Raw genomic sequence first — 26,862 nt, forward strand, 5'->3', positions numbered from 1 at the left:
CCCCGGATGCCATGAGAACCACACGTGGAAAGTGGCGGCTGCTGGCCGCCATGGTCGTCGGCAGTCTGTTGCTGTCGGCCGGCCCGATGATCGCCGCGGCCGGCCCCCACAGCCGCGGCGCGACCGCAGCGGCCGCAGTACTGGCCGGTCCCAACCTCGCGGCCGGCAAGTCCGCGAGCTCGAGCAGCAACACCCAGAACTACGCCGCCGCCAACGTCACCGACGGCAACCAGGGCTCGTACTGGGAGAGCGCGAACAACGCGTTCCCGCAGTGGGTCCGGGTCGACCTCGGGTCGTCGGTCAGCACCAACCAGGTCGTGCTCAAGCTGCCGACCGGTTGGGGTTCGCGCAACCAGACGCTCGCCGTCCAGGGCAGTACCGACGGCCAGAACTTCAACGACCTGTCCGCCTCCGCGTCGCGCGCCTTCAACGCGCCGGGCAACACCGTCACGATCGACTACGGCAATTCGACCGTGCGGTACGTCCGGATCCTGGTCACCGCGAACACCGGCTGGCCCGCAGGGCAGGTCTCCGAACTCGAGGTCTACGGCCCGGCGACCGGTGACACCCAGGCTCCTACCGCCCCGGGAAGCCTGGCCTACACCGAGCCCGCCGCCGGCCAGATCCGGCTCACCTGGACCGCCTCGACGGACAACGTCGGCGTCACCGGGTACGACCTGTACGCCAACGGCGCGCTGCGCACCAGCGTGGCCGGCAATGTGCTGACCTACACCGACAACCAGCCGGCCAGCGCCTCGGTCAGCTACTTCGTTCGCGCGAAAGATGCCGTCGGCAACCAGTCGCCGAACAGCAACACCGTCACCCGCGGCGGCAGCAACGGGCCCGGTACCAACCTCGCGCTCGGCAAGCCGATCAACGCGTCCGGTTTCGTGCACACCTTCGTCGCCACGAACGCGAACGACGACAACGTGCAGACCTACTGGGAGGGCAACGCCAACCCGGCGACCCTGACCACCCTGCTCGGGTCGAACGCGGACGTCAGCTCGATCGTGATCCGGCTCAACCCGGACAGCGCCTGGGGCAACCGCAGCCAGACGTTCTCGATCCTCGGACGCGAGCAGAGTGCGGCCGGCTTCACCACCATCGTGGCCTCCGCGACGTACAACTTCAGCCCGTCGTCCGGTAACACCGTGACGATCCCGGTCAGCTCGCGCGTCGCCGACGTCCGGCTGAACTTCACCGCCAACAGCGGTGCCCCGGCCGGCCAGGTCGCCGAGTTCCAGGTGATGGGCGTACCCGCCCCGAACCCGGACCTGACCGTCTCCAACGTCACCTGGACCCCGACCGCACCGGTCGAGACCGACGTCATCACGGTGTCCGCCCGGGTGAACAACACCGGCACGGCGGCCTCCACGGCGACCGACGTCAACTTCTACCTCGGTACGACCAAGGTCGGTACTGCGGCCGTCGGCGCGATCGCCGCCGGTGCGTCCGCGACGGTCACGGCAGCGATCGGCGCACGGGACGCCGGCAGCTACCCGCTCAGCGCCAAGGTCGACGAGGCGAACACCGTCATCGAGCAGAACGACGCCAACAACACCGGTAACAGCGCGAGCCCGCTGGTCGTCACCCCGGTCGCGAGCTCGGACCTGATCGCCTCCGCGGTGAGCTGGAGCCCGGGCAACCCGGCCGCCGGCAACACCGTGGCGTTCTCGGTCGCGATCAAGAACCAGGGCACCATCGCTTCGGCGGCAGGCGCTCACGGCATCACTTTGACGCTGCTGAGCGGCAGTACCGTCGTACAGACGTTCACCGGCTCGTACTCCGGTGCGATTGCCGCCGGAGCCACCACGGCGCCGATCAACCTCGGCAGCTGGACAGCGGCCAACGGCCGGTACTCCGTCCGCGTGGTGCTCGCCGACGACGCGAACGAGCTGCCCGTCAAGCGGACCAACAACACCAGCGAGCGGCCGTTCTTCGTAGGCCGCGGCGCGAACATGCCGTACGACCACCTGGAGGCCGAGGACGCCTCGGTCGGTGGCGGCGCGATCGTGGTCGGCCCGAACCGCGCCATCGGCGACCTCGCCGGTGAGGCATCCGGCCGCAAGGCGGTCACGCTGAACTCGAACGGCTCCTTCGTCGAGTTCACCACCAAGGCGAGCACGAACACGCTCGTCACCCGGTTCTCCATCCCGGACTCGGCCGGTGGTGGCGGGATCGACTCGACCATCAACGTCTATGTCAACGGCACCTTCCACAAGGCGTTGCCGCTGACCTCGAAGTACGCGTGGCTGTACGGCGCGGAGGCCGGCCCGGGCAACTCGCCGGGTGCGGGTCCGGCGCGGCACATCTACGACGAGGCGAACATCCTGCTGGACGGGACCTTCCCGGCCGGTACCAAGATCAAGCTGCAGAAGGATCCGGCGAACACCACCAACTACGCGATCGACTTCATCGACACCGAGCAGGCCACGCCGATCGCCAACCCGGGCGCGGGATACGTCGTACCGGCCGGCTTCAGCCAGCAGGACGTGCAGAACGCGCTCAACACGGCGCAGCAGAGCTCAACCCTGCAAGGCGTTTACCTGCCTGCCGGTAACTACCAGACGTCGGGCAAGTTCAACGTCAACAGCCGCGCGATCAAGGTCGTCGGCGCCGGACCGTGGTTCACGCGGTTCATCGCACCGACCACCCAGACCAACACCGACGTCGGCTTCGACGCCGCATCGTCGGCGAACGGGTCGACCTTCAGCGGGTTCTCGTACTTCGGCAACTACAACACCCGCAACGACGGTCCCGGCAAGGTGTTCAACTTCAACGGCACGTCGAACATGACGATCGACAACATCTGGATCGAGCACCAGATGTGCCTGTACTGGGGTGCGAACACGGACAACTCCACGATCAAGAACACCCGGATCCGGGACACCTTCGCCGACGGCATCAACATGACCAACGGCTCGGCCGGCAACCTGGTCAGCAACAACGACGCCCGCAGTACCGGTGACGACAGCTTCGCGCTCTTCAACGCCGTCGACGGCGGCGGGGGCGAAGTCCGGGACAACGTCTTCGAGAACCTCTCGGCGACGCTGACCTGGCGGGCGGCCGGCTTCGCGGTCTACGGCGGCACCAACAACGTGTTCCGCAACCTGTACGTCGCGGACATGCTGGTGTACTCCGGGATCACGATCAGCTCGCTCGACTTCGGCATCCCGATGAACGGCTTCGGCGCCACCCCGCCGACGCGCTGGGAGAACATCTCGGTGGTCAGATCCGGCGGCCACTTCTGGGGAGCCCAGACCTTCCCCGGCATCTGGATCTTCTCGGCCTCGAAGGTCTTCCAGGGTATCCGTCTCACCGACGTCGACATCGTCGATCCCACCTACAGCGGGATCATGTTCCAGACGAACTACGTCGGCTCGCAGCCGCAGTTCCCGGTCGCCGACACGATCCTGACCAACGTCTCGATCTCCGGCGCCCGTAAGTCCGGCGACGCCTTCGACGCCAAGTCCGGCTTCGGCATCTGGGCCAACGAACTCCCAGAACCGGGCCAGGGCCCCGCCGTAGGCACGGCCACCTTCAACAACCTGACCCTCTCCAACAACGCGGTAGACATCCGCAACACCACCACCACCTTCACCATCGTCCGCAACTAACCCGCACTAGGTAAGGCCGACCGCCGGGAGTCCGACCCTCCCGGCGGTTCGGCGCGGGTGGATCCGGCGTGCTGACGGAAGGGGAACTCTGGATCCGGGGTGCTGCCGCCAAGGGACTCTGGATTCGGGGTGCTGCCGCCAAGGGGACTCTGGATCGCGTCGCCGGGCTGCGAAATGGTCCTAGTCGCGGCGACGCGCGTCAAGAGCGCCTCCGGCGTCCCTTCGGGATCGAACAAGTTCGACTCTTGACACCCACCACCACGACCAGGCAAAGACGCAGCTATCCCGGAGCCGCTGCAAAGACTGACCACAATGGATGGATCACCACCATCCCAAGGCCAGCCACCATCCGGGCACCATAGGCACCCGAGATTCCACCCGGCGAGGCACCATCCGGGCACCCCTGACGCCCCCGCCGCACCGCGCCCGGGCGGCGTGCGGGCGGGCCCGGCGACCCCGATTCCTCAGCCACTAGCGCGTTATCCGACCACTAGCGCCCTACAAGACGCTAGCGGTACAACAACCCGCCAGCCGACCCCCACCAACACGAACCCAGCCCCCAAAACCGCCCAAAACAGCACCATCACCGACAGACACACCTGTCGCGTTTGGCCGAGGGGGCCGACCGGGACCGCCACGCACGCATAACTCGCCGCGAGCGCCCCGACACACCGAGGTAAGCGTTTGCCTACCGAGTTAGGTATGCACAGCAGCCCGTCGCCCCCAGCAAACCCGCGGCGGTGGAAACAAACTTGCACCTGGCGACCAAAAGTTTCCCGCTCAACCCCCACCTCACCCCGACCCCGCAACCCGGCCGACTTCACCACCACTTCCCCGCGACTCGGCCGGCCTGACCCAAGATGGCCCCCGGCTCACACCTCTCCGCGGGATCCACATAGCTGCGTCCTTCCCTGGTCGAGACGATGAGGGTCAAGAGTCGAACTTGTTCGATCCCGACGGGACGCGAAGGCGCTCTTGACGCTCATCGTCTCGACTAGGACACTCCCGCAGCGGAGACCGCGAACCACACCCACCTCGGGACAGCACCACGAATCCACATCAGCCTCACGCGACCGATCATGGACCCGCACCAGCCTCGCATCATCGACCGCGGATCGACGCCCGCCCCACCTCCCGAGTCGACCCGGTAGTCAGTAGGTGGTGGGCGCTCGGAGTCAGGGAGTGGTGGGCCGCGCCGGCGGTTCTGTGGGTGGTGATGAGGCCGGCGTTGCGTAGTACTTGGGCGTGTTCGCTGGCGGAGGCTAGGGAGATGCCGGTGCGGCGGGCTAGTTGGGTGGTGCTGGCGCTGGTGGTCAAGGCGCGGAGTACGGCGGCTCGGGTGCGGCCCAGGAGGTCGGCTAGGGCGTCTCCGTCGATCTCGTCGGTGAAGGGGAGGTCGGCGGTCGGGTAGATGAGCATTGGGCGGCGGTGGGGGACGTCCAGGACCAGGGTTTCCGCGGTGAGGGACGACGGGTAGAGCTGCAGGCCGCGGCCGGCCAGGTGGATGTCGTAGGCGGGGCCAGGGCTCAGGCCGTGGGTGGTGAGGAGAGGTGCGTCCCACTCGATGTCTGGGTGGAGGCTGGCCAGCAAGCCCTCGACTCCGGACTGGAGAAGGGCACGGGAGCGCAGCGCCAGGTCTGCGCCGTAGCGACGTTCCAGCTCGACCCCGGAAGGCACGAGTACGTCCTGGTGGAAGTCGCGAACCGCGTTGCCGAGCGCCCGCCGCGATTCGGCGGCGCCGGCCAGCAGGCCTCGCATGAACAGATCGACCTCGGGCGGCAGGTACGGCCCGAGCTCATCCCTGACCACCTCAGCAGGGGTGTCCATCAGTACGGCCAGGCTCGACTCGAGCCCAGCAGCCGGTACCTCGGGGGTGAGGAAGTCGGGGACCCGCCCGGTCGGGCTGATCAGCTTGAAGAGCGGTCGCATCGACGGGCGGACCAGGGGTGCCGCTGCCCGCCGCCACCGACGTCCGGCCGGCGTGACCGACAGCCCACCGACCGCCAGCCCACCGAGCGCCCGGGCAGCCAGCGCCGCCTCCCAGAGCGGCTGGGGCTCGGCCGGAAACGTCACCCGGGCCAGGTCAGCCGGGCTGAAGTGGATCCGCAACATCCTCCGATTGTGCCCGCCGACACCCTCGTAGGGATACGCCTTCGGCGCTGGCCGAAACCGGTCGAGCCACCCCCACCTGCCGACCACTCTGGAGAGCATGATCCGCAGACGCACCGCCACCACCATCCTGCTGGCCGCTCCGCTCATCGCCACGACCGTCCAGCCCACGGCCCAGGCCCGGCAGGAGCACCGCCCCCGCCCGGGCTCGTACCTCGTCTCGACCATCCCTGGCGACACTCCGGAGGGTATCGAGCTGACCCGCGACGGCACGATCTACGTCACCAGCGTCGGCACCGGCGCTGTCTACCGAGGCACTGTCCGCGATCCCAAGCTCAGACCTTTCCTGCCGGCCGGCAGCGACGGCCGCACCACCGCGACCGGCATCCACGTCGACCACTGGGGACGCGTACTGGTCGCCGGCGCCGCCACTTCCAACCTCTACATGTACGACGCCTGCGGCCAACTGCTCGCCATCCGCCCGGCCGCGGAGGGCTCGTTCCTCAACGACTTCGCCTTCACCACGGACGCCGTCTACGTCACCGACTCCGCGCACAACCAGCTCTGGCGCGCCTCTCTCACCGAGGATGGGATCGGCCGCCTGAGGCCCTGGCTGACCCGCGACAAGATCCAGCCGACCCCGTACTTCCTCAACGGCATCGTCACCGACGGCCGCGCCCTGCTGGTCGGCGAGCAGGGCCAGGACGTCACCTACCGCGTCGATCTACGCACGAAAGCCGTCACCACCCTGGCGGTCAGCGGCGCCAACGGCATCCTCTCCGGCGACGGCTATCTCCTCGAAGGGCACCACCTGTACGCCGTCCACAACGCGGGCGGCGGCAAGTACGTCGCCAGGCTCGCCCTGCTCGACCGCGACTGGACGAAGGCGAAGGTGGTCGCGGATTCGATGCCCGCAGCAACCAATTCCACTCCGACCACGATCGCCCGCGACGGCGAGCGCCTGCTCTGGGTGAACAGCCAGCTCGACGCCGCGCCCGGCACCCCGCCGTACACGGTGTCCGTCGTCCCGGGACTCAGGTAGTCAGAGGTCGTCCGCCATCTGTGACAGCACGGCGCCCGCGGCGAGCACCAGCGCCCGATCGTCGTCGGACAGCCGGTCGAGCAGCTTGGTGAGGTCGTCGACCGCGTGCCGGCCGGCCGCCTCGACCATCTCGTCACCCAGCGGCGTGAGCACGACGGCGGTCGCACGTCCATCGAGTACGTCGGACTGACGGCGAGCCAGCCCCGCTGCCTCGAGGGTCGCGACCGTGGTCGTCGCGGTCGGTTGCGAACACGGCACCCGCGTCGCGATCTCGCCGATCCGGATCGGCTGCTCGTCGCCGATCAGCATCAGCGCGATGAACTGGGTCGGGTGCAGCGTGCTGCTCGCACTGGTCCGGCGCAGATGGCGCACGATCCGGTGCATACCGACGAGCAACCGCAGGCTGTCCTGCTCGATCGCGACCACTGTCCCCCCAAGCCCCGGATGCGCCATCGTGACACACGATCGGGCCTTCCCGGCCGGTCTCGCCGACCGATTGCAGCAAGCTGCAGTGCGTACTGCTCGTTGGTGAACCCAACGGAATAGACTCCGGTTGTGACGACCGGTGACGACGCAGGGCCGAGCGAGCTGGCGGGCATGCCCAGCTGGTTGCTCACGCAGAGTGCGTTGCAGGCGCAGCGGATCATCGCCGAGACGTTCGCCGCCGGAAACGCGCGCGGGTACCACTACCGGCTGCTCGCGACGCTGGCGGAGTACGGGCCGGCCAGTCAGGCGACGCTCGGGCGGCGAACCGGGATCGACCGAAGTGACGTGGTGGCCGCGCTCAACGAACTGGCCGACCACGGGTACGTCGTACGGTCGCCTGATCCCGCCGACGGCAGGCGCAACATCATCACGCTGACCGCCGCCGGCGAGCAGCAGTGCGAGCGGCTCAGAACCCTCGTCCTGGCCGCTCAGGACGAGCTGTTCGCCCCGCTCGCCCCCTCGGAGCGGGACCAGCTCGCCGCCATGCTGGCCAAGGTCCTCAACCACCACCAGGGCTGAATTCCTCGGGTGTCAGCGTGTGACGCCGTTCACGATTGCGCCCGTTCGGCGCAGATCGAGGGCGGCTGGGCGAGGCACCAGTACCGCGGGTGGTCCGGCGTTGGTAGAAAGGGGACGGGAACGCCGCGTGCGTTCCGCAGTCTTGCAGCTCTCAACAAGGAGTCCGCGACGTGACCAGTTCCGAGTCCAACCCGCCCGATGCGCTGTCGAACCTGATGCACGAGGAGCGCCGGTTCGAGCCACCCGCCGAGCTTGCGGCGAACGCGAACGTCAAGGCGGACGCCTATGCGGCGGCCGACGCCGATTTCGAGGGCTTCTGGGCCGAGCAGGCCAAGCGGATCAGCTGGGCGGTCGAGCCCACCGAGACGCTGGACTGGAGCAACGCGCCGTTCGCCAAGTGGTATGCCGACGGCAAGCTCAACGCGGCGTACAACTGCGTCGACCGGCACGTCGAGAACGGCCTCGGCGACCGGGTCGCCTACTACTTCGAGGGCGAGCCCGGCGACACCCGCGAGATCACCTACGCCCAGCTCAAGGACGAGGTCAGCAAGGCGGCCAACGCGCTGCTCGAGCTGAACGTCCAGGCCGGTGACATCGTCGCCATCTACATGCCGATGATTCCCGAGACCGTGGTCGCGATGCTCGCCTGCGCCCGGATCGGCGCCCCGCACACGGTCATCTTCGGCGGTTTCTCCGCGGAAGCGCTCAAGGACCGGATCCTGGACTGCGATGCCCGCGTCGTGATCACCTCCGACGGCGGTTACCGTCGCGGCGCCCCGGCGGCGCTGAAGCCGGCCGTCGACGCCGCGCTGGTCGACTGCCCGGACGTTCGCAACGTCCTGGTCGTCAACCGGACCGGCCAGGAGACCGCAATGGTCGAGAACCGCGACCTGTGGTGGGACGACTTCGTCGGCAAGCAGTCGACCGAGCACACGCCTGAGGCGTTCGACGCCGAGCACCCGCTGTACGTCATGTACACGTCCGGCAGCACGGGCAAGCCGAAGGGCATCCTGCACACAACCGGCGGCTACCTGGTGGGCACGGCGTACACGCAGTGGGCAGTGTTCGACCTCAAGGCCGACACCGACGTCTACTGGACCGCCGCCGACATCGGCTGGGTCACCGGCCACAGCTACATCGTCTACGGCGCGCTGGCGAACGCCACCACCTCCGTGATCTACGAAGGCACCCCGGACACCCCGCACCAGGGCCGCTGGTGGGAGATCATCCAGAAGTACAAGGTCTCCATCCTGTACTGCGCGCCGACGGCGATCCGCACCTTCATGAAGTGGGGCAAGCAGATCCCGGAGAAGTTCGACCTCTCCACCCTGCGAGTGCTGGGGTCGGTGGGCGAGCCGATCAACCCTGAGGCCTACATCTGGTATCGGGAGAACATCGGCGGCAACAAGACGCCGGTCGTCGACACCTGGTGGCAAACCGAGACCGGCATGCACATGATCTCCCCCCTGCCCGGCGTGACCGCGGGCAAGCCGGGTGCCGCGATGAAGGCGATCCCGGGCGTGAGCGTCGACGTGGTCGACGACGCGGGCAAGTCGGTACCGAACGGCTCCGGCGGTTACCTGATCATCGACAAGCCGTGGCCGGCGATGCTGCGGACGCTGTGGGGCGACGACGAGCGCTTCAAGGAGACGTACTGGTCGCGCTGGCCGGGCGTGTACTTCGCGGGTGACGGCGCCAAGAAGGACGAGGACGGCGACATCTGGCTGCTCGGCCGGGTGGACGACGTGATGAACGTGTCCGGCCACCGGTTGTCGACCACCGAGATCGAGTCGGCCCTGGTGTCGCATCCGAAGGTCGCCGAGGCGGCCGTCGTCGGCGCCTCCGACCCGACTACGGGCCAAGCGATCGCGGCCTTCGTGATCCTGCGCACGGAGGCCGGGGACGGCGGGCCGGACGTGGTCCAGGAGCTCCGCAACCACGTCGCCAAGGAGATCGGGCCGATCGCCAAGCCTCGCCAGATCATGGTGGTGGCCGAGCTGCCGAAGACCCGCTCCGGCAAGATCATGCGCCGGCTGCTCCGCGACGTCGCCGAGAACCGCGAGGTCGGCGACGTCACCACGCTGGCCGACAGCACGGTGATGGCCCTGATCAAGACCAACCTGGAGTCCGGCAAGTCCGACGAGGACTGACCGCCAGCACGTCAACAGCCTGTACGCCGCTGGCCGGCGTACAGGCTGTTTTTGTCAGCTGGTCGTCAGCAGCCGCGAGGGCATTGGAGCGACGCGATCAACGTCACCCGGATGACCTTGCCCCGGCCGTTCTGCGTCACACCGCAACTCCGGACAGTGAAAGGTACGGTTCCGGCCAGGCGAAACCCGGTTGCCCGTAGCGATGCCGCACTGCTGAAATGGCGCCGTGCCGGCACCCAATGGATTCGACTACGCGCAACGGCCCGACGGAACGGTCCGCATCACCCATCACGGCAAGCCCGCCACCGTACTGCGCGGCGCCCGCGCCGCCGAGTTCCTCGCCGAGGTCGACGACGACCCCCAAGAGGTGATGGCCCGCTGGACCGGCAACTACAAGCGCGGCAACGAACGCCTGGGCAAGAACCACCCCCGCAACCGCACCTGACCAGGCTGGCGCGCGATTGCAGTGTGATGTCTCAGCACATCGGTGACGGTTCTGCCTCAGGACATCGGTGACGTTGGATGTGTCAGGACATCGGTGACGGTTTCAGGGGTCTTGGCGTAGTCCACGGGGTGGCCGTTGCCGACGTAGGTCACTCCGGGCGCAGTCGCGTCGGCCGCTGGCGCTGGTATCGCTATGTGGTCCAGACTCAGCACTCATGACAGTGCATCAGCCGCCCGAGGAGCCAAAAACCGAGCTCATCGACAAGCTGCTTGCAGGAGCTCTGAGCTCGCTCCCCGTAGCTGGTGGGGCGGCAGGGGCCTGGTACGAATACCTCATGGAGGGCCCGTACAACCGGCGCCTGGCGGAGTGGAGAGCGCGTATCACCGACGTGGTGAACCAGCTCGCGCTGAAGGTTGAACGCCTTCTGGACAACGAGATGTTCCTCGACGCCTTCATCCAATCCACTCGGATCGCCCAGACGACACATCAGCAGGAGAAGCTCGAAGCGCTGAGGAATGCTCTGGAGAACTCGGTCGCGCCGGATGCACCCGATGTAGACGAGCAAGCTCGGTTCTTCAGGCTCGTTGATCAGTTCTCAGCGCGCCACATTCTTTTGCTCCGCTGGGCGCAAGACCACCCCGGCGGGCGGGGCGGCTCTGTTCACGACGAGCAACGCCCGAACGCGGCCGGCATTTGGGGGTATCCTCTCCCCGTTCTAGACGGCCACGACGATCTGCGCACGCTTCTCATGGATGACCTAGTGAGCACCAATCTTGTCGGTGCTCTAGCAGGCTTCCCACGAGCGATCGATCTCGACGACAAGTACTTCGTCGGCCAGGTAACACCCCTGGGCAGCAGGTTCCTGAAATTCATCTCGGGAACCGACGAGCAAGATTCCCGCGATATCGGCTAGCACAGCGAATTCGGTCCTGCGGTGAGGATTCGGTCGGTAAGTCGCCGCGGGGAACGTCAGCTGGCGAGCAGACCCGACACCTCAATCGGCGGAGCGACACGACCAGCCCTTGACCATGCGAACGTTCCGACCACTCCCGCGACATAGCCCAGTCACTTAGCCCGTTCCTAGCCGCGAGCGCCCCGTGTCCATCTATCGACGGGCTCGTTCTTCGGCACCGAGACAGTCGACCCAGCCAGTGCCTCACCGGCACCACCGACTCACCGAAGTGTCACCACCAACAACCCCGAAACTGTCACCGAAGTCCTGAGGCAGAACCGTCACCGATGTCCTGCGACATCACAGGCGCGCGATTGCAGCGATTTGCCTTCATTCGAACGACTGTTCTAGTATTGGGCTATGGATATCGGGGTGGTCGATCGCGAGTACGGCGGGGAGTCGTTCGCCGCCGAGGTCGATGCACGGTTCGATTCCGGGGCTGTCTGTGCGCCGGAGGATCCGGAGAGTCTTGGCGGTCCGCGGTTGATCGACGAGGTGGATGTCTACGGGGGCTTTCCACCGCTGTCGGCGATTGATGCGCTTGAGTGGGAGTTGTGGGCAGGCGTCGAGCAGGACGAGGCCGAGCGGACGTTGCTCGAGGCGGCGGCGCCTGCTTGGGTGTTCTTGCCGCCTGGCCCTGAGTTGGCTGCTGCCTTGGCGCAGGTCCGCCCGCAGACGTTGTCTCCGATGGCGTTGATCGAGTTGATGAAGGCGACCGCGCGGTTGACGGCGTGGACTGAGTCGATCCGGATGTCGGCGATGGCGTCGTTCTATCGTCAGCGCAAGGCTCAGGCGGTTGAGCTGCCGCGTCCGAGCGAGATCGATTCGAGTGGCCGTCCGGTGGATCCGGAGCGTTCCTGGGCCGCGGAGATTGCGTGTGCGTTGAAGTTGTCCGCGCAGACTGTCAGCGGCCATATCGATACTGCGTTGCGGTTGACCGGTGTCTTGGCCGCTACTCATTCGGCGTTGCGTTGCGGCGCGATCAGTTTGTCGAAGGCGATCGCGATCTCCGACGCGACCCGCGCTCTGGATGACGCGTCGACCCGGGCGGTCGAGGCCGCGGTGTTGCAGCGGGCACCGTCGCAGTCTCACGCCAATCTCCGGAAGTCGCTTCGTGGCCAGGTTGCCAAATACAACGCGAAGAACGAGGCCGACCGTCATCGCGAAGCCAAGGCAACCCGCGAGGTCCGCATCGTCCCGCTCGCCGACGGTATGGCCGGCCTGTGGATCGTCAACACCGCCGACAAGATCCAGGAGATCTGGATCGTCATCCAGGCCATGGCCAACCTCGCCAAACGCCACACCCCCAGCCCCACCCCCACTCCCGAGGCTCCCAGCCCGAACACCCCGACCGGCCACACCCGGCCCGAGTCAGGTGCGAGCACCGAGCATGCGCCCAGTCACAGCCCGACGGCCGACAGCAACAGGAGCCGTCGCCAGCCTACCGGTGACAGCCCGACCACAGGGAACGCGACCATCAACAGCGGAGTCGCCGGCCCCGAGACCAGTGGCCGGACAGCAGACGACGACCAGCACGGCGATGCCTGGACCGACACCAACGCGAAGGTCGACACCGCCACCCCCGCTACGGCCGATGACAAAGCGACCACCACCGGCCAGACCGGCGACAACCCCGCCGTCGGTCAGGCCGTCAACGTGGGTTCGGTCGGAAAGCCGGTCGATGGGTCGGTCGGAAAGCCGGTCGGAAAGCCGGTCGATGGGTCGGTCGGAAAGCCGGTCGACGGGTCGGTCGGAAAGCCGGTTGTGGAAGGCGTGACCGTTGACGGTGTGGGCACCGACAGTGCCCCCGTCGGTGCGACCGACGAGGCTCAGCCGCCGCCGGGTGAGCGTCTGCGAGCAGATCACCGGACCGCGGATCAGCGACGGGCCGATGTCGTCACGGACCTGTTCGACTTCATGTTGTGGAACGGACTCGACTGGCTCGGACGACGACTACCCGACCAGCACCGACGCCGACCACACATCGAAGTCCTCGTACCGATCACCACGCTGCTCGGCATGAACGACGAGCCCTGCGAGCTGACCGGATACGGGCCGATTCCTGCCGAAATGGCCCGAACCATCGCCACCGACAGCACCTGGCGACGCATCCTGACCGACCCGACCAACGGAACCGTCCTCGAAGCATCCACCACCCGACACGACCCAGGAATGCTCGTCTCGGAGACCCTGCTAGCAGCACACCCCACCTGCGACTGGCCGAACTGCAACAGGGCCGCCCGCGAATGCGACCGCGACCACGGCATCCCGTTCACCCAGACCGGACTCACCAGACTGACCGACCTGCGCAACTACTGCGAACTACACCACGTCATCAAAGACACCCCCGCCTGGGGCTGGGCCGCCACCAACAACCCAGACGGCTCCACCACCATCACCACCCCCACCGGCCACCGCTACACCACCCCACCCGCAACACCCGGCCCCATCCACAAACCCTCACCAACCTCCACCCCCAACCCCGACGACCCGCCACCCTTCTGACCCCTCACCTTCCTGCACCTGGCGCGCCCGTCGAAAGCCACCAGGGTGAGACGTCCGGAGCCGGTCGAACGCGCCGGCTCACATCGTCAGCAACCGTGGCAACTGGTTCGGCTCGACCCACACGATCACTGTCTCGGTTGACACCACGCGGCCCGGCCGGGGCCACCAACGATGAAGGACCCGCCGTCCCCTCGCTTCGGTTCTGAGGTCAGTACCGGATGATGCCCTGGCTGCTGGTCTTGTTGCCGTTCCAGTCGCCGCTCAGGGGTTCCCAGTACGGATCGCCGTAGCGGATCGAGCGGGTGGTGCCGTCGGCGAGGCGGAGGGCGAAGGTGCCCGTGGAAGGCGTGTAGAGGCCGACCTCGTCGGTGCCGTCGCCGTTCCAGTCGTCGGCGATCGGCCGGCGACCAGTTCCTGACAGTCCAGGAACACCAGGACGACCACAAAGCCGTGACATGATCGCCGCGTGACCGCCCTGATCGCCATCATCCACGCCGGCCTGGCCGCCGCCTGGGTCGGCGGAATGGCCTACTCCCTGTTCGTCGTCCAGCCGAAGCTGAAGAAGTACTTCGGCCCCCGCGAAGACGATCGCGAACACCTCACCGCAGTAATTGCCTCAGGCAACCGCTACAAGGTCCTCGCCCTGATCGCGGTGATCGCCTGCACCGGGCTGGCGCTCCTCCTGCTCGACCACCACCACTGGTGGATCCACGCCCTCAAAGCCCTGCTGCTACTCGCGGCCACCACCATCTTCTGGTACGTCTCCTGGCACCACTGGCCCCGCCGGATCTTCGCCACCACAGCCGAACGCCCAGCCCTCCAACGCCAGCTGATCACCCTCGCCACCATCATGCTTGCCCTCGCGGGCACCGCCTTCGCCCTCGGCGTCGCGTCGGTTCAGCTCTGAAATTGGTCTACTCGGGTTCTCCGTTGGACCGGAGCTAAGGCTAGGTTCTGGGTATGGGTGGAGCCGAGGAGTTTTTGGGGAAAGCGCTGGAGTTGGCGGCTGGGGCTGCGGGGACGCAGCTCAGCGCAGTACGGGTTGCTGCTGGGCTGGTGGCGGATGCTGTGGGCGAGGGCAACACCTTTTGGGTGTTCGGGACCGGGCATAGCCATGTGATCGCCGAGGAGCTGTATGGGCGGGCCGGTGGGCTGGCGAATGTGCGGGCGGTGCTGGAGCCGGGGTTGATGTTGCATGAGGGGTTGCTGAAGAGTTCGTTGCTGGAGCGGCTCGGTGGTTTGGCCGAGGTGTTGCTGCAGGTCAACGCGGTCTCGGCCGGCGATGTCGTTCTCGTCGTCTCGAACTCGGGGCGCAATGCGGTACCGGTGGAGTTCGCCGCGGGTGCGCGGGAGGCGGGCGCGAAGGTCATCGCGTTGACGTCGCTGGCGCACAGTACGGCGGTGGAGTCGCGGGCGCCGAGCGGGCTGCGGTTGTTCGAGCTCGCGGATGTCGTGATCGACAACTGCGGGGTGCCCGGCGATGCGTTGATCGAGGTCGACGGCAGCCCGGAGCGGACCGGCTCGACCTCGACGATCGTGGGTGCGCTGCTCGCGCAAGCGCTCGTCGTCGAGATCGTCACCCTGCTCGCCGAGCGCGGCCACACTCCGGACGTACTACGCAGCCTGAACGCCTGACCCGTACTACGTCGGCCTGGCTCAGGTGGCTCGGTACGCGACGGTGATGTCGTAGCGGTCGGAGCGGTAGACGGAGCGGCCGAACTCGATCACTTCGCCCGAGGCCGTGCGGGGGGCCGAGGTGATGATCAGGCATGGGATGCTGGAGTCGATCCCCAGGATCTCGGAGTCGGCCGGGTCCGGCGGGGCCGCCACGATCGAGGCCGAGACCATCCCGAGGGTGACGCCCCAGCGGGTCGAGAGGGAGTCGTAGAGCGAGACCTCGCCGAGGTCCAGCTCGTCCAGGCCCGGGTAGCGGCGCAGGGACAGCGCGGTCCGCTCGATCGCCATCGGGTCGCCGTCGGCGGTCCGCAGCCGGACCAGGTGCAGTACCGAAGTACCGACTGGCTCCTCCAGCTCGGAGGCCAGTTGCTCGTCCGCAGTACCGACGCGGTGCTCCAGTACCTTCGCACCCGGCGTGATGCCACGGGCGCGCATGTCCTGGCTGAAGGACGAGGTGAGCATCCGCGCGGGTCGCGGCTCGGCGACGAACGTGCCACCGCCCGGCCGGCGCGCCGCGAGGCCTTCGGCTACGACGCGGTCCACCTCCTGGCGCACTGTCATCCGGGCGACGCCGAAACGCTCTGCCAGAACGCGCTCGGAGGGCAGCACGGTTCCGACACTGAGACTGCGGGTGAGGGTCTGGAGAATCTCGCGGATCTGGTCACCCTTCGGCCGGTCGGTGCGCAACTGTGTCGGCAGTTCCGCGAGGTCACCGGGGTTGTTCCTTGGGCGGGCCATGACGTCAGTATCCCTGGGAATGTGCCCGGCAAACCGGTTGCCGGGGAACGCGAGCCACGTCGTGCTCCTGAAAGTTTCCAACTAGACCACTAACTACTGCCGACAGTACTGTCCGGCCCCCCAGGCCGCCAGCAATCATCCTCCCAGGAAGTGGCTAACTTTCGCAGTAGGAGAGCCCACAGATTGTGACGACCGGTACGCCGAGGCCGGCCCGGACCCGTTAGAATCAGGTGAGAGCGGGGAACTCCTCGCGCTCGGTGTGCCGGGAAGTCTGGTCGGCGATTGGTCCGATCACGCCCGACCACTCGAGTCATTCCGCTCGAGTCATTCCTAAGGGGGCCGCCGGTGCGGCTGCTGCAGAAACGACGAGCCTTTCCCCGGATCCTGGGATCCGAACGCGCCTTCCTGGCCGACACGCTGCGGGCCGAGACGACCGGTGGCCTGGTGCTCGTCGGGGCCGCGGTGATCGCGCTGATCTGGGCGAACTCGCCCTGGCAGGACGGCTACCACCACCTGCGCGACGCCCAGCTCGGTCCGTTGACCGTCGAGCAGTGGGCGACCGACGGCGCGCTGACGTTGTTCTTCTACCTGGCCGGTGTCGAGCTGAAACGCGAGCTCGTGGTCGGCACGCTGTCGAAGCTCAGCGAGGCCGTCGTGCCGGTGGTCGCGGCGTTCTGCGGGATGGCGGCACCGGCCCTGATCTACGCAGGCATCAACCTGACCGTTGCCGATGGCAAGCCGCACGGCTGGGCGGTGCCGACGGCAACGGATATCGCGTTCGCCCTCGCGGTGCTCGCGATCGTCGGGCGGTCGTTGCCCAGCGCGCTCAGAGCGTTCCTGCTCACCTTGGCGGTCGTCGACGACTTCGGCGCGATCCTGGTGATCGCCGCCTTCTTCTCGCACGGGATCAACCTGCTCTACCTGCTGGCCGCTGTCGTCCTGATCGCGGCGTTCTACTTCCTGCAACGCCGGCGAGTCCGTACTCCGCTGGCGTACGTGCCGGTCGTCCTGGGCGCGTGGTGGTTCATGCACGAGTCGGGCATCCACGCCACGATCGCGGGCGTCGCGCTCGGCCTGGTCACGCGGGTGCTGCCTGACGCGGACGAGGACAGGTCGCCCGCCGAGCGGCTGGAGCACCGCCTACGTCCGTGGTCCGCCGGGGTCGCCGTACCGGTGTTCGCGCTGTTCGCCGCGGGGGTCACGCTCGGCGGGGATACGTTGCACGCGATGCTGACCGATCCGGTCGCTATCGGCGTGGTCGCCGGGTTGATGGCCGGCAAGGTCATCGGCGTCTTCGGCGGGTCGTGGCTGACGGCCCGCTTCACCCGGGCCGAGCTGAACTCCGACCTGGCCTGGCGAGACGTCGGCGCGGTCTCGGTGCTGGCCGGGATCGGTTTCACCGTCGCGCTGCTGATCGCCCAGCTCGCCTTCGGCGACGACCTCGCCCAGATCGAGCGCGCCAAGGCCGCGGTACTGGTCGCGTCGGTGCTGTCCGCGCTGATCGCGGCCGTACTGCTGTTCCGCCGCAACCGCGCGTATGCCGAGGAATGAGCTGCGGGTACAAGCTAGTGTCGGGGGCAGTGTCACGAGACCGCAGGCCCGTGTGAAAGGAGCGCCATGTCGATGGGGCAGACCGAGGATGAGCCCACTGTCGGGCAACTCGTCGCCAATGCCAGCAAGGATCTGTCCAGCCTGGTGCGCAGTGAGCTGGAGCTGGCCAAGTCGGAGCTGAAGTCGACCGCGATCAAGGCCGGCACCGGCGCGGGCCTGTTCGGCGCCGCCGGCTTCCTGGCGCTGCTCGCGGTCATCCTGCTGTCCATCGCCGCGGCGTACGGCGTGAACGCGCTCGGCCTGCATCCGGCGCTCGCGTTCCTGATCGTTGCCGTGGTCTACCTGTTGATCGCGGCCGCGCTGATCCTGGTCGGCAAGAACCTGATCGGCAAGGCGAAGGGCCCGCAGCGCGCGATCGAGACCTCGAAGGAGTCCGTCGAGGCGCTCAAGGCGATCGGCAAGGGCGACTGAGCCCGGCCGGGGTTTCTGACTTACTCGTCGATGGGCCGTGGTCGCATTCGCTGGTCGCGGCCAATGGGGCGAGGTTCCACGTCGCCGAGTGCGGCGCGGCGGACGATCCCCTGGTGCTGTTCCTGCACGGTTTCCCCGAGTTCTGGTGGGCTTGGCGGCATCAGCTGCCGGTGGTCGCCGCAGCGGGGTACCGGGCGGTGGCGATGGACCTGCGCGGCTACGGCGCCAGCGACAAGACCCCGCGTGGCTACGACCCCTTCACGGTCTCCGCGGATATCTCGGGCGTCATCCGGTCGCTGGGGGCGACTGACGCGGTCGTCGTCGGGCACGGCTGGGGTGGGTTCGTCGCATGGTCAGCCGCAGTACTAGCGCCCAAGCAGGTACGAGCGCTGGCGGCCGTGTCGGCTCCACACCCACTGCAGCTGATGCGATCCGGGCAACCGCGGTCTGTGGCTCAGGTGGGCTGGTTCCAGCTGCCGATCCTGCCGGAGCGGCGGCTGCTCGCCCATGACGGCATCCACATCGAGCAGCTCCTCCGCGCTTGGTCTGCCCCGGGCGGCACCTTCCCTGACGCTGAGGCGTCGCGCCGGTACCGGGCCGCCCTGCAGGTTTGGCCGGCGCCGCACTGTGCGTTGGAGTACCACCGCTGGTTCGTCCGCTCGCGCCTACGCGCCGACGGCCGGCGGTACTCCGCCCACATGCGCACCCCGGTCGCAGTACCGGTCCTGCAGGTCCACGGCGCCCTGGACGGCGCGATCAACCCGGCCAGCTCGACCACACCCGCGGGGCTGGTCGATGGCCGGCTACAACACGAAGTACTGACCACCGCCGGCCACTTCCCCCACGAGGAGACGCCGGAGTTGTTCAACCAGCTACTGCTCGACTGGCTGAAGTCGCTAGGCGACAGCGACCGGCCCGACGGTCCCGGCGACGGTCCAACCCGGTCCCGTTCTTGACTCCGTGCCTGCGCCACCCTCCTGGGCGATGATGGTGGGCGTCAGCCGGTAGGTCAGCCATTGCGCGTCCAGGCAGCCTCTCCACATGCTCATCCCGATCGTGGCCGACGATCCGTTCTCGGCCATCACGATCGGGCCGAGCGTGACGTACGGCGTGCCGTCGGCCTGAGTGCAGACGTCTGGACCAGCCGGCGCCCCTTTCACCCAGCTGATCGGCACTCCCGCGAACTTCGCGATCCCGGCCTGCTGCTGCTTGCTGAGCGGCGTGCCAGCGCCTGCGCCGCCGATCGGGGAACTCGCCTTCTCGTACGACGCGTCGAGCACCTTCACGACCGGCCAGCCACCGGCCGGGCGCTCCCATTTCGTCAGCTCGGCGATGGCCAGGCCGGTCAGCTTGGTATTCAACTCTGCCGGCGCAGGCAGGCCGGCGAACACCTTCGACGGTGCGTTCGACGGGCGCGACGACGTCGAACCCTTGGCCGACTCGGAGGGCGACGAGCCGGGGCCGGTTCCGGCGATCGAGATTCCGCCACCGAGGACCGCGAGGACGGCGGCGGCAGCCAGCAGCGCGGGCGCCTTGCGGCGTACCGCCCGTGACGTTGCCTCAGGCAACTGCTCTAGCAGATCTTCCTTCTCCGTAAAGGTTTCGCGGAGGAGTTGGCCGACCTCTTCGTCCGTCAGTTTGGGCATTTCAGTGGTCCTTGTCAGAGGTCGGGAGGTTCGCGCGCAGGTTCGCCAGGCCGCGGGACGCGTTGGAGCGGACGGTGACCTGGGAGCAGCCGAGGATGGCGGCGATCTCGTCGTCCGGCAGGTCTTCGTAGAACCGCAGAACCAGTACTGCGCGCTGCTGGCGCGGCAGGCCCGCGAGGAGACGCCAAGCCGCGTCCCGTTGTGCATGGCGAGTGCCGATGTCGTCACCGGTGGGGGCCTCCGGCAGGTCGGCCAGTGGCACCTCTTGGTTCTTGAGCAGCCGACGCCAGCTCAGGAACTCGTTGACGACCATCTTGCTCAGGTACGCGTCCGGCTGGTCGAGCGCGCCGATCCGGTCCCACCGGCGGTGCGCTCGCGCCAGGACCGTCTGGACGAGATCCTCAGCGCCGTGCACTCCACCGGTCAGCATGAGCGCGAGCCGCAGCAAGCGCCGCTCGCTCGACGTCACCAGCTCGTCGAACGAGAGTCGCTCGGTGTCCCCGCCCGTAATCGTCACACCCTTCCAACGCCGCGGCTGCCCCGATCTGTTGCACCGGGATGCAGCGGAATCAGGTGCAGCTGTGTGTGGATACTTCCTGGGTCGCCTTGGCGCCGGCTGCGGCGTCCTCCGCGACCTGCTCGGCGGTCAGCACGTAGCCGGTCCGGTTGTCCTCGACGGAGGCGGCGAAGACCACGCCGTACACGGTGCCCTTCGACGAGAGCAGTGGGCCGCCTGAGTTGCCGGGGCGGACCTGCGCATAGATGGAGAAGGCCCGGCGGGTCACCGTCTTGTCGCCGTAGATATCCGGGCCGCGCAGCCGCTCCTCGGAACGGATCCGGGCCGGCTCGGAGTCGAACGGCCCGTTCTCGGGGTAGCCGAGTACGACCGCGGGCGCGTCGGCCTTGCCGTCGGTGTCGAACGCCAGCGGCTTCGCGGTGAGCTCAGGCACATACAGCACGGCGATGTCCACGCTCGAGTCGAAGAGCACCACCTTGGCGTCGTACGAGTGGCCGTTGACCTCCACCTTCGGCGAGCTCACGCCGGCCACCACATGGGCGTTCGTCATCACACGCTGGGGGGCGTAGACGAAGCCACTGCCCTCGAGACCGCGTGAGCAGTTCGCGACACCGGTCACCTTGGCGATCCGGGTATACGCCAGGCGCACCGTGGGGTTGCGCGCGATCGCGCCGTCCGGCGGCTGCGTATCGCGGATCCGCTCCGGTACGAACGGGTCGAGGAAGCGCGGGAACAGATCGGTGTTCACCACGTCGTTGAACGCCTGCAGCGCGCGATCGGCACCACCCGGCAGCGCCTCGTCGACCTTGGCGAGCACCTGCGAACCACGCACGGCCGACGTCACGCTGGGGATCCGGGCGCCGCTGACGGCGACACCGAGCACCCACGAGACGACCAGCACGGACGCGGCAGCCAGTGCTGCGCCGCCGAGCGCGTCGACGGCCTTGACCGGTTTCCAGGAGATCTTGTTGCGCAGCTTGGAGCCGAGCAGGGCTCCCACGGTCCGCCCGATCGAGGCCAGCAACACGACCAGTACGAGCGCCGCGAAGGACACCTCGACGCTGGGCGAGAAGTTGTCCAGCACCCGCGGTACGCCGTACACGCCGACCGCGGCTCCTGCCAGCAGCCCGAGCGTGGCGCAGGCGCCGAGCACGAACCCCTCGATGTAGCCCGAGATCGCCACCAGCGCCGTCACCACCAGCAGCGCGATATCGAGACCGCTCACTCCACACCCTCCGGACGCCCCAGGTCGTGCTCGATGGCTGTCAGCCGTCGAACATCCTCCGGCCGCCGCCCCACACTCCGCCAGGCCGCCTCGACCAGTCGGTCGGGCAACGGTACGACGTTGCCGGGGTCCCAGTCGCGTGCCCAGCCGCCGAGCTTCAGTAACTTGTCGAGCAGACCGGCGGTGAAACCCCAGATGTAGAGGTCACCCACGGTGAACGCCGGGCCGGTGAAACCCGACGGATGCAAGCAGCTGATCCGGTTGGCGGGGTCGGTCAGCGCCGCGATCGAGACTCGGTGGACCGAGGCCACCTCGGCCGGATCGACCACCGCGACCGGCGACGGCTCCCGCCACCAGCCGAGCACCGGCGACACGGCGAAGTTGCTCACCGGCACCCAGAGTGACGGCCAGACGGCGAAAACCTCGACCCCGCCCGGATCGAGGCCGGTCTCCTCCTCCGCTTCGCGGAGCGCAGTACGGATCAGTCCTTCGACGCCGGTGCCGTCCTCGGGGTCGACGCGGCCGCCGGGGAAGGCCATCTGACCGGCGTGGCTACGCAGCGTCCAGGAACGCTCGGTCAGCAAGACGTCCGGGCCGTCAGCATGGTTGCCATCGGCAAGAAGAATCAGGACCGCGGAACCGCGCACGTCCGTATCGTCCTCGGGCGGCAGGAACCGGGACAGCTCTTGCGGGTCGACCTCTTTCGATGCCGTCCGCAACTGCTGCAGGAACTCGGGCAGCTCCACGTCGTACGTCGTGCTGGTCCTCACAGGCTGACCCCCAGCTTGTCCTTCACGAGCTGATCCAGCTCCTGCTGCGACGTGATCGGCTTGCGGTGGTAATAGACCGCCCCGGACTTGTCGACGAATGCCGTCACCGGCGGACCGGCGATCCTGAACGGCTGCTGGAGTTGCTTGTCGCGGTCGACCAGATGCGGGTAGTCCCACTTGTGGTCGACCGCGAACTTCACCGCGAGATCCGGACGGGTGTCGATGTAGTCGATCCCGAGCAACTGCAGCTTGTCGCCGGCCTTGCGGTGCAGCTCGGCGAGGTACGGCGCCTCCTCGCGGCAGGGCCCGCACCACTGCGCCCAGACGTTGATCACCAGTGGGCCGCGAAGGTCGGACAAGCGGATGTCAGGCCCTTTACCCAGGCAGGGAAGGCTGATCTCCGGCAACCCCTTGGGCGCCGGCTGCCGCGACTGGACGCTCGGGCAAGCCTGCAACTGGTCAGCCCCTGCAACCGTCCCGCCCGGCTCCTTCGCAACACTTCCCGGCTTGTCATCGCCACAAGCCACCAACAACCCCAGGACGGCAACGGTCGCCAGCACAGCAACCCAGCGCCGGGCGGCCGTAGTACGAGGGCTTGGTGGGGTGATCACGCTGGGATCTTGACCAGTTTTGCGGCCAGGTCGGGGTCAGTGGGGCCGGTGCCGTAGGAGGGGCACCACTGCGCGATCGGGCAGGCGCCACACGCCGGCTTCTTGGCGTGGCAGCGGCGGCGGCCGTGGAAGATCAGCCGGTGCGACAGCATCGTCCAGTCCTTCTTCGGGAACAGCTCGCCGATGATGTGCTCGACCTTGACCGGGTCCTCCTCGGTGGTCCAGCCGAAGCGGCGGACCAGCCGGCCGAAGTGCGTGTCGACGGTGATACCGGGGACCCCGAAGGCGTTGCCCAGTACTACGTTCGCCGTCTTGCGGCCGGTGCCCGGGAGCTTGACCAGCTCCTCCAGCTTGCCGGGCACAACGCCGTCGTAGTCGTCGACGAGCACCTGGCCGAGCTTGAGCAGACTGTTCGTCTTGGCCCGGAAGAAGCCGGTCGGCTTGAGGATCGTCTCCATCTCTTCCCGATCGGCCTCGGCATACGCCGTCGCGTCCGGGTACTTCGCGAACAGTGTCGGGGTCACCTTGTTGACCGTCACGTCGGTGGTCTGCGCCGACAGAATGGTCGCGACGAGCAGCTCCAGCGGGGTGGTGAAGTCGAGCTCGCAGTGCGCGTCCGGGTAGGTGTCCGTGAGCACCTTGTGCATCTTGCGAGCCCGCCGGACCAGTTGGGTCGGGGTCTCGTCGGTGAAAACGGGCGCCTTCCGCGGCAGCTTCAGCGGCACCAGGAGGGATTCAAGCGAGGCTGGAGCCTCGACACGCTGCGTCGGCATGCAGGCCAGCTTACGTCCGGGCTCCGACAGGTCGCGTTCAGCTTGCTGCCTGGGCCGTGGGCAGGGGGATGGTGATGGTGAGGTGGCGGCCCGCTGGGCGTGGGAGGTCGCGGCCCTTGAGATGGTCGGCCAGGTCGTCGACCATGTCGACGGTCATGGCGAGGTCGGTGATCGCCGTGCCTTCCGGCTGCAGCTCCCTCTCCGCCTCATCCGGCGGGTCGTCTCCGAAGTAGCGAGCCGCGTCCGTGTAGACAGTCCAGCAGGCCACCGCGATCTCGGCTCGATCTGGCGCGACCAGGGTGACCCAGAGGTCGCAATACATGGCGTAGTCGGAATCGGCCATTCGTGCTTTTGTACGCCGTTCCTCGCCGGTGGAGCAGGTCGGCAGCAGCTCACGGATCGCAGTGACCGCAGACTTGGTCAGCAACTGCCTGACGGTGACCTCACGTTCGCCGATACGGGTCAACGGTGGCCGCGGTATCCACTGCTCGGCCGACTCGTCGCCGGCCCTGAACCGAGCCGTCGCCAACGCGATGGCGGTACCGATGCGGCCTTTCTCGACCAGCAGGTCGATGATTCTGGCCGTTCCGTTCTCACCGGTGTACCAGTCGCTCTTCGATTCGTGCTCGGCCAACGCGGCAGCCACCGCGTCAGCATCGCCGTCGCTGCCGTCAGCGTTCGCCAGGACGGTTGCCCACCACATCAGGCCGGCTGTAGGGACGTCGAGGGTTTCGAGTTCGTCCAGGTGCCCGAGGCTGCCGAGGGTCTGGACCAGCGAGTTTTGGTAGACCCAGTCGCCCCCTGCAGCTCTGGTCCTGAGCTCGTCCAACTCGCCGTCCGCTGCCAGGATCGCGGCGAGCTGCTTGGCCGACGCGCGGTCACCGGCGTCGGCGCGGGTCCGGAGTTCGTCAAGGCGGCCGTGCTCGGCGCGCAACCGGGCGGCCTTTCGCGGGGCGTCCCGGTTCTTCGAGGCATCCAGTACTGCGATGGCCTCGGTCGCCTCGCCGGTGCCGGCCAGCAGCTCGGCCAGTAGGCCTGGCGAGACCCGGTGTTCACGAAGGACGGCGATCGCGTCGTCGGTTCGGCCCTGTTCGGCGTACAGGCTGGCCAGGCGGTGCCAGTCGTAGTCGGCCTGGTCCGTCGACTTCGGACGTTCGCGGAGCGCGGCAGCGGCCTGGTCGGCGAGGCCTTGCCTGAGCAGTTGGTCGACCAGCTGCGCGTCGGCCCGCGGGTCGTTCAGGTTCCTGAGCTCTTCGAGCCTGCCTTGGCGACCGAGCAGCGGCAGCAGCAGGTCCTTGGCGCGGGTGTCACCGGCGATCATGAACGCACGCAACTCGTCCACCCGCTCTTGCTTGGCCAGCAGGTTGAGCAGGAGAAGGGTGGCGTGCTCGTCGCCGACGGCCAGCGGCCTCAACTGATCGAGGTCGCCTTGCTCGGCGAGGGCCTCGACCAGCAGGGTCCTGGCCTCGCCGCTCCCGGCGTCGGCGAGTGTGCGCAACCCGTCCAGGCGGCCCTCGGCTCGGAGCGTCTTGAGCCGGATCGAGGCGTTGGTGACTTCTCTGAGTTCGTCGGTTCGGCGGAGCTCGCGGAGCAGGGCCTCCAGTCTGGTCCGGTCGGCGGGGAGGCGGCTCAACTTCAGCAGCTCGATCGCCTCGTCGATCTGGCCGTACTCGAGGAGGTGGCTCACCTCGCCCGACATTTCGGGCCGACGGGCGCCGAGGCTGGTGGCGGAGATCGAGCTCTGGGCGAGCTGCCGGCCCCGGAGCCGCAGGAGCTCGTCCAGCTCGCGCTCCGCCTGCGGGTCGGTACTGGCGCGCAGGATGCTGATCGCCTTGTCCAAGTAGCCGTACTCCCGGAGCAGGCCCACCAGCATCCGCTCGGACCGGGGGTTGCCGCTGGAGCGCAGTACGACGCTCGCGTCGCGGATACGCCCCTGCTGGGCCAGTCCCCTGGCGCGCGCTCCGAGCGCCCTGGTCTCCTCGGCGAGCACGGCTGCGGCAGCCTCGGCGCGAGCGCGGGCGCGGCGCTTCCTCAGCCAATTGAGCATTCCTCATCTTCACCGCTCAGGGGTCGCCGAGACGGAGCTCCGGCGCGTCCTGACGGGCCTACGTGGCGGTGCACACACCCGAGGAGCTACGGTTTTGGGGCGACCGGGTGTGATCCGCCTGGCGCCGAGGGGACTCGCATGTCCCTTCGCAAGTCGCAGTTCAGGTCCGAGGAGGCCCATTCGTGGACGCCGCAGTGCTCCGACAAGCACCGCTGTTCAGCCAGCTGGACGACGAGGCAGCCACTGCGCTCACCGCGTCGATGACCGAGAGCCGGCTGCGCCGCGGCCAGGTGCTGTTCCACGAAGGCGACTCCGGCGACCGGTTGTTCGTCGTCGTCGAGGGCAAGGTCAAACTCGGCCGTACTTCCGCCGACGGCCGGGAGAACCTGCTCGCCGTGCTCGGCCCGGGCCAGATGTTCGGCGAGCTGTCCCTGTTCGACCCGGGACCGCGCCAGTCGACCGTCACCGCCGTCACCGACGCCACGCTGATGGCCCTGACCCACGACGAGCTGCTCCGCTGGCTGGCCGGCCGCCCCGAGGTGGCCCGCGGCCTGCTCCTGCAGCTCGCCTCCCGCCTGCGCAAGGTGTCCGACGTCGTGGCAGACCTGGTGTTCTCCGACGTCCCCGGCCGCGTAGCCAAAGCCCTGCTCGACCTGGCCAGCCGCTTCGGCCGTACCGCCGACGACGGCGTCCACGTCCACCACGACCTGACCCAGGAAGAGCTGGCCCAACTCGTCGGCGCCTCCCGCGAAACAGTCAACAAGGCCCTAGCCGACTTCGCCTCCCGAGGCTGGGTCCGCCTAGAACCCCGCTCAGTAGTCCTCCTAGACATAGAACGCCTCCAACGCCGAGCCCGCTGACCGGCCCCTGCACTCTGAGGGGTTAACCCCAAGGCCGGTTAGTTAGGCGGGTTGGGGCGGTGTCAAGGCGGCGGGGTGTGGATGGTGATGCTGATGGTGGCTTGGTAGGTGGTGCGGTTGGTGTTGGCTGCTTGGGTGGGGTATCTGGAGG

General features: G+C 67.9%; 24 protein-coding genes. 13 read left to right on the forward strand and 11 right to left on the reverse strand.

From position 1 onward, the window contains the following. Positions 1–11 precede the first annotated feature (11 nt). On the forward strand, positions 12–3,617 hold the full coding sequence (locus G3I17_RS29070) for a discoidin domain-containing protein (RefSeq protein ID WP_164600789.1): 3,606 nt from the start codon (positions 12–14) through the stop codon (positions 3,615–3,617). Positions 3,618–4,718: 1,101 nt separating this feature from the next. Here the strand turns inward: G3I17_RS29070 and G3I17_RS29075 are convergent. Then, positions 4,719–5,729, reverse strand: a complete 1,011-nt coding sequence (locus tag G3I17_RS29075; protein ID WP_164600790.1) for a winged helix-turn-helix domain-containing protein — start codon at positions 5,727–5,729, stop codon at positions 4,719–4,721. A gap of 97 nt (positions 5,730–5,826) precedes the next feature. Between G3I17_RS29075 and G3I17_RS29080 the strand changes: the two genes are divergently transcribed. Further along, on the forward strand, positions 5,827–6,768 hold the full coding sequence (locus G3I17_RS29080) for a superoxide dismutase (protein ID WP_164600791.1): 942 nt from the start codon (positions 5,827–5,829) through the stop codon (positions 6,766–6,768). On the opposite strand, the gene G3I17_RS29085 is transcribed toward G3I17_RS29080, so the two are convergent. Further along, positions 6,769–7,221: a MarR family transcriptional regulator gene (locus G3I17_RS29085; protein ID WP_164600792.1), complete on the reverse strand. Its 453-nt coding sequence runs from the start codon at positions 7,219–7,221 to the stop codon at positions 6,769–6,771. It abuts the gene before it with no gap. A gap of 102 nt (positions 7,222–7,323) precedes the next feature. Here G3I17_RS29085 and G3I17_RS29090 point away from each other — a divergent pair, with 102 nt between their 5' ends. The 5 genes from G3I17_RS29090 to G3I17_RS29110 all read left to right on the forward strand — a co-directional run bounded on the left by G3I17_RS29090 (position 7,324) and on the right by G3I17_RS29110 (position 13,825). Continuing rightward, on the forward strand, positions 7,324–7,773 hold the full coding sequence (locus G3I17_RS29090) for a MarR family transcriptional regulator (RefSeq protein ID WP_343238448.1): 450 nt from the start codon (positions 7,324–7,326) through the stop codon (positions 7,771–7,773). A gap of 215 nt (positions 7,774–7,988) precedes the next feature. Continuing rightward, positions 7,989–9,923 carry an acetate--CoA ligase gene (gene acs / locus G3I17_RS29095; protein WP_164600834.1) on the forward strand — a complete coding sequence of 645 codons (1,935 nt, stop codon included), beginning with the start codon at positions 7,989–7,991 and terminating at the stop codon, positions 9,921–9,923. Positions 9,924–10,149: 226 nt separating this feature from the next. Next, a complete protein-coding gene (locus tag G3I17_RS29100; protein WP_164600793.1) occupies positions 10,150–10,368 on the forward strand; it encodes a hypothetical protein in 219 nt (72 codons plus the stop codon). Between the two features lie 214 nt (positions 10,369–10,582). After that, entirely contained in the window at positions 10,583–11,281 is a 699-nt protein-coding gene (locus tag G3I17_RS29105; RefSeq protein ID WP_164600794.1) for a hypothetical protein, read from the forward strand. 399 nt (positions 11,282–11,680) lie between these two features. Further along, entirely contained in the window at positions 11,681–13,825 is a 2,145-nt protein-coding gene (locus G3I17_RS29110) for a DUF222 domain-containing protein (RefSeq protein ID WP_164600795.1), read from the forward strand. Between the two features lie 208 nt (positions 13,826–14,033). Here the strand turns inward: G3I17_RS29110 and G3I17_RS29115 are convergent, their stop codons facing one another. Beyond that, positions 14,034–14,282: a hypothetical protein gene (locus G3I17_RS29115; RefSeq protein ID WP_164600796.1), complete on the reverse strand. Its 249-nt coding sequence runs from the start codon at positions 14,280–14,282 to the stop codon at positions 14,034–14,036. A 9-nt stretch (positions 14,283–14,291) separates the two neighbouring features. On the opposite strand from G3I17_RS29115, the gene G3I17_RS29120 reads away from it, so the two are divergent. Both G3I17_RS29120 and G3I17_RS29125 read left to right on the forward strand, forming a co-directional pair. Continuing rightward, positions 14,292–14,732: a hypothetical protein gene (locus G3I17_RS29120; protein ID WP_164600797.1), complete on the forward strand. Its 441-nt coding sequence runs from the start codon at positions 14,292–14,294 to the stop codon at positions 14,730–14,732. A gap of 53 nt (positions 14,733–14,785) precedes the next feature. Continuing rightward, the gene (locus tag G3I17_RS29125) at positions 14,786–15,460 is read left to right on the forward strand and encodes an SIS domain-containing protein (RefSeq protein ID WP_164600798.1); all 675 of its coding nucleotides are present in this window, start codon (positions 14,786–14,788) and stop codon (positions 15,458–15,460) included. A 21-nt stretch (positions 15,461–15,481) separates the two neighbouring features. Here G3I17_RS29125 and G3I17_RS29130 read toward each other — a convergent pair whose 3' ends face one another. Next, positions 15,482–16,240: a GntR family transcriptional regulator gene (locus tag G3I17_RS29130; RefSeq protein ID WP_164600799.1), complete on the reverse strand. Its 759-nt coding sequence runs from the start codon at positions 16,238–16,240 to the stop codon at positions 15,482–15,484. Positions 16,241–16,585: 345 nt separating this feature from the next. Here G3I17_RS29130 and nhaA point away from each other — a divergent pair, with 345 nt between their 5' ends. The 3 genes from nhaA to G3I17_RS29145 all read left to right on the forward strand — a co-directional run bounded on the left by nhaA (position 16,586) and on the right by G3I17_RS29145 (position 19,218). After that, positions 16,586–17,791 carry a Na+/H+ antiporter NhaA gene (gene nhaA / locus G3I17_RS29135; protein ID WP_164600800.1) on the forward strand — a complete coding sequence of 402 codons (1,206 nt, stop codon included), beginning with the start codon at positions 16,586–16,588 and terminating at the stop codon, positions 17,789–17,791. Between the two features lie 72 nt (positions 17,792–17,863). After that, the gene (locus G3I17_RS29140) at positions 17,864–18,262 is read left to right on the forward strand and encodes a phage holin family protein (RefSeq protein ID WP_203590908.1); all 399 of its coding nucleotides are present in this window, start codon (positions 17,864–17,866) and stop codon (positions 18,260–18,262) included. 113 nt (positions 18,263–18,375) lie between these two features. Next, positions 18,376–19,218 carry an alpha/beta hydrolase gene (locus tag G3I17_RS29145; protein WP_343238449.1) on the forward strand — a complete coding sequence of 281 codons (843 nt, stop codon included), beginning with the start codon at positions 18,376–18,378 and terminating at the stop codon, positions 19,216–19,218. Here the strand turns inward: G3I17_RS29145 and G3I17_RS29150 are convergent. The 7 genes from G3I17_RS29150 to G3I17_RS29180 form a co-directional block, all read right to left on the reverse strand. Continuing rightward, positions 19,159–19,908, reverse strand: a complete 750-nt coding sequence (locus G3I17_RS29150) for a hypothetical protein (RefSeq protein ID WP_164600802.1) — start codon at positions 19,906–19,908, stop codon at positions 19,159–19,161. The genes G3I17_RS29145 and G3I17_RS29150 overlap by 60 nt on opposite strands. A 1-nt stretch (position 19,909) precedes the next feature. Continuing rightward, the gene (locus G3I17_RS29155) at positions 19,910–20,425 is read right to left on the reverse strand and encodes a SigE family RNA polymerase sigma factor (RefSeq protein ID WP_164600803.1); all 516 of its coding nucleotides are present in this window, start codon (positions 20,423–20,425) and stop codon (positions 19,910–19,912) included. A 52-nt stretch (positions 20,426–20,477) separates the two neighbouring features. Next, complete coding sequence (locus G3I17_RS29160; protein WP_164600804.1) at positions 20,478–21,650, reverse strand: MarP family serine protease; 1,173 nt, start codon at positions 21,648–21,650, stop codon at positions 20,478–20,480. Then, a complete protein-coding gene (locus G3I17_RS29165; protein WP_164600805.1) occupies positions 21,647–22,420 on the reverse strand; it encodes a CoA pyrophosphatase in 774 nt (257 codons plus the stop codon). The genes G3I17_RS29160 and G3I17_RS29165 overlap by 4 nt, the downstream gene beginning before the upstream one ends. Further along, positions 22,417–23,031 carry a TlpA disulfide reductase family protein gene (locus G3I17_RS41170; protein ID WP_203590909.1) on the reverse strand — a complete coding sequence of 205 codons (615 nt, stop codon included), beginning with the start codon at positions 23,029–23,031 and terminating at the stop codon, positions 22,417–22,419. Before G3I17_RS41170 ends, G3I17_RS29165 begins: the two co-directional genes overlap by 4 nt. Continuing rightward, on the reverse strand, positions 23,028–23,699 hold the full coding sequence (gene nth / locus G3I17_RS29175; protein WP_343238450.1) for an endonuclease III: 672 nt from the start codon (positions 23,697–23,699) through the stop codon (positions 23,028–23,030). Before nth ends, G3I17_RS41170 begins: the two co-directional genes overlap by 4 nt. A 142-nt stretch (positions 23,700–23,841) precedes the next feature. Next, on the reverse strand, positions 23,842–25,851 hold the full coding sequence (locus G3I17_RS29180) for a hypothetical protein (RefSeq protein ID WP_164600807.1): 2,010 nt from the start codon (positions 25,849–25,851) through the stop codon (positions 23,842–23,844). A 182-nt stretch (positions 25,852–26,033) separates the two neighbouring features. Between G3I17_RS29180 and G3I17_RS29185 the strand changes: the two genes are divergently transcribed. Further along, positions 26,034–26,711: a Crp/Fnr family transcriptional regulator gene (locus G3I17_RS29185; RefSeq protein ID WP_164600808.1), complete on the forward strand. Its 678-nt coding sequence runs from the start codon at positions 26,034–26,036 to the stop codon at positions 26,709–26,711. Positions 26,712–26,862: the final 151 nt, after the last annotated feature.

The organism is Streptomyces sp. SID13031, assembly GCF_010548305.1.
Taxonomy (GTDB): domain Bacteria; phylum Actinomycetota; class Actinomycetes; order Propionibacteriales; family Kribbellaceae; genus Kribbella.

Excerpts from the sequence above, each read along its gene's own strand:
- G3I17_RS29130 (WP_164600799.1), bottom strand. The coding sequence starts at position 16,240 with ATGGCCCGCCCAAGGAACAACCCCGGTGACCTCGCGGAACTGCCGACA.
- G3I17_RS29150 (WP_164600802.1), bottom strand. The coding sequence starts at position 19,908 with ATGCCCAAACTGACGGACGAAGAGGTCGGCCAACTCCTCCGCGAAACC.
- G3I17_RS29110 (WP_164600795.1), top strand. The coding sequence starts at position 11,681 with ATGGATATCGGGGTGGTCGATCGCGAGTACGGCGGGGAGTCGTTCGCC.
- G3I17_RS29180 (WP_164600807.1), bottom strand. The coding sequence starts at position 25,851 with ATGCTCAATTGGCTGAGGAAGCGCCGCGCCCGCGCTCGCGCCGAGGCT.
- G3I17_RS29070 (WP_164600789.1), top strand. The coding sequence starts at position 12 with ATGAGAACCACACGTGGAAAGTGGCGGCTGCTGGCCGCCATGGTCGTC.
- G3I17_RS29115 (WP_164600796.1), bottom strand. The coding sequence starts at position 14,282 with ATGTCACGGCTTTGTGGTCGTCCTGGTGTTCCTGGACTGTCAGGAACT.
- acs (WP_164600834.1), top strand. The coding sequence starts at position 7,989 with ATGCACGAGGAGCGCCGGTTCGAGCCACCCGCCGAGCTTGCGGCGAAC.
- G3I17_RS29080 (WP_164600791.1), top strand. The coding sequence starts at position 5,827 with ATGATCCGCAGACGCACCGCCACCACCATCCTGCTGGCCGCTCCGCTC.
- G3I17_RS29085 (WP_164600792.1), bottom strand. The coding sequence starts at position 7,221 with ATGGCGCATCCGGGGCTTGGGGGGACAGTGGTCGCGATCGAGCAGGAC.
- G3I17_RS29105 (WP_164600794.1), top strand. The coding sequence starts at position 10,583 with ATGACAGTGCATCAGCCGCCCGAGGAGCCAAAAACCGAGCTCATCGAC.
- G3I17_RS29075 (WP_164600790.1), bottom strand. The coding sequence starts at position 5,729 with ATGTTGCGGATCCACTTCAGCCCGGCTGACCTGGCCCGGGTGACGTTT.
- G3I17_RS29140 (WP_203590908.1), top strand. The coding sequence starts at position 17,864 with ATGGGGCAGACCGAGGATGAGCCCACTGTCGGGCAACTCGTCGCCAAT.
- G3I17_RS29125 (WP_164600798.1), top strand. The coding sequence starts at position 14,786 with ATGGGTGGAGCCGAGGAGTTTTTGGGGAAAGCGCTGGAGTTGGCGGCT.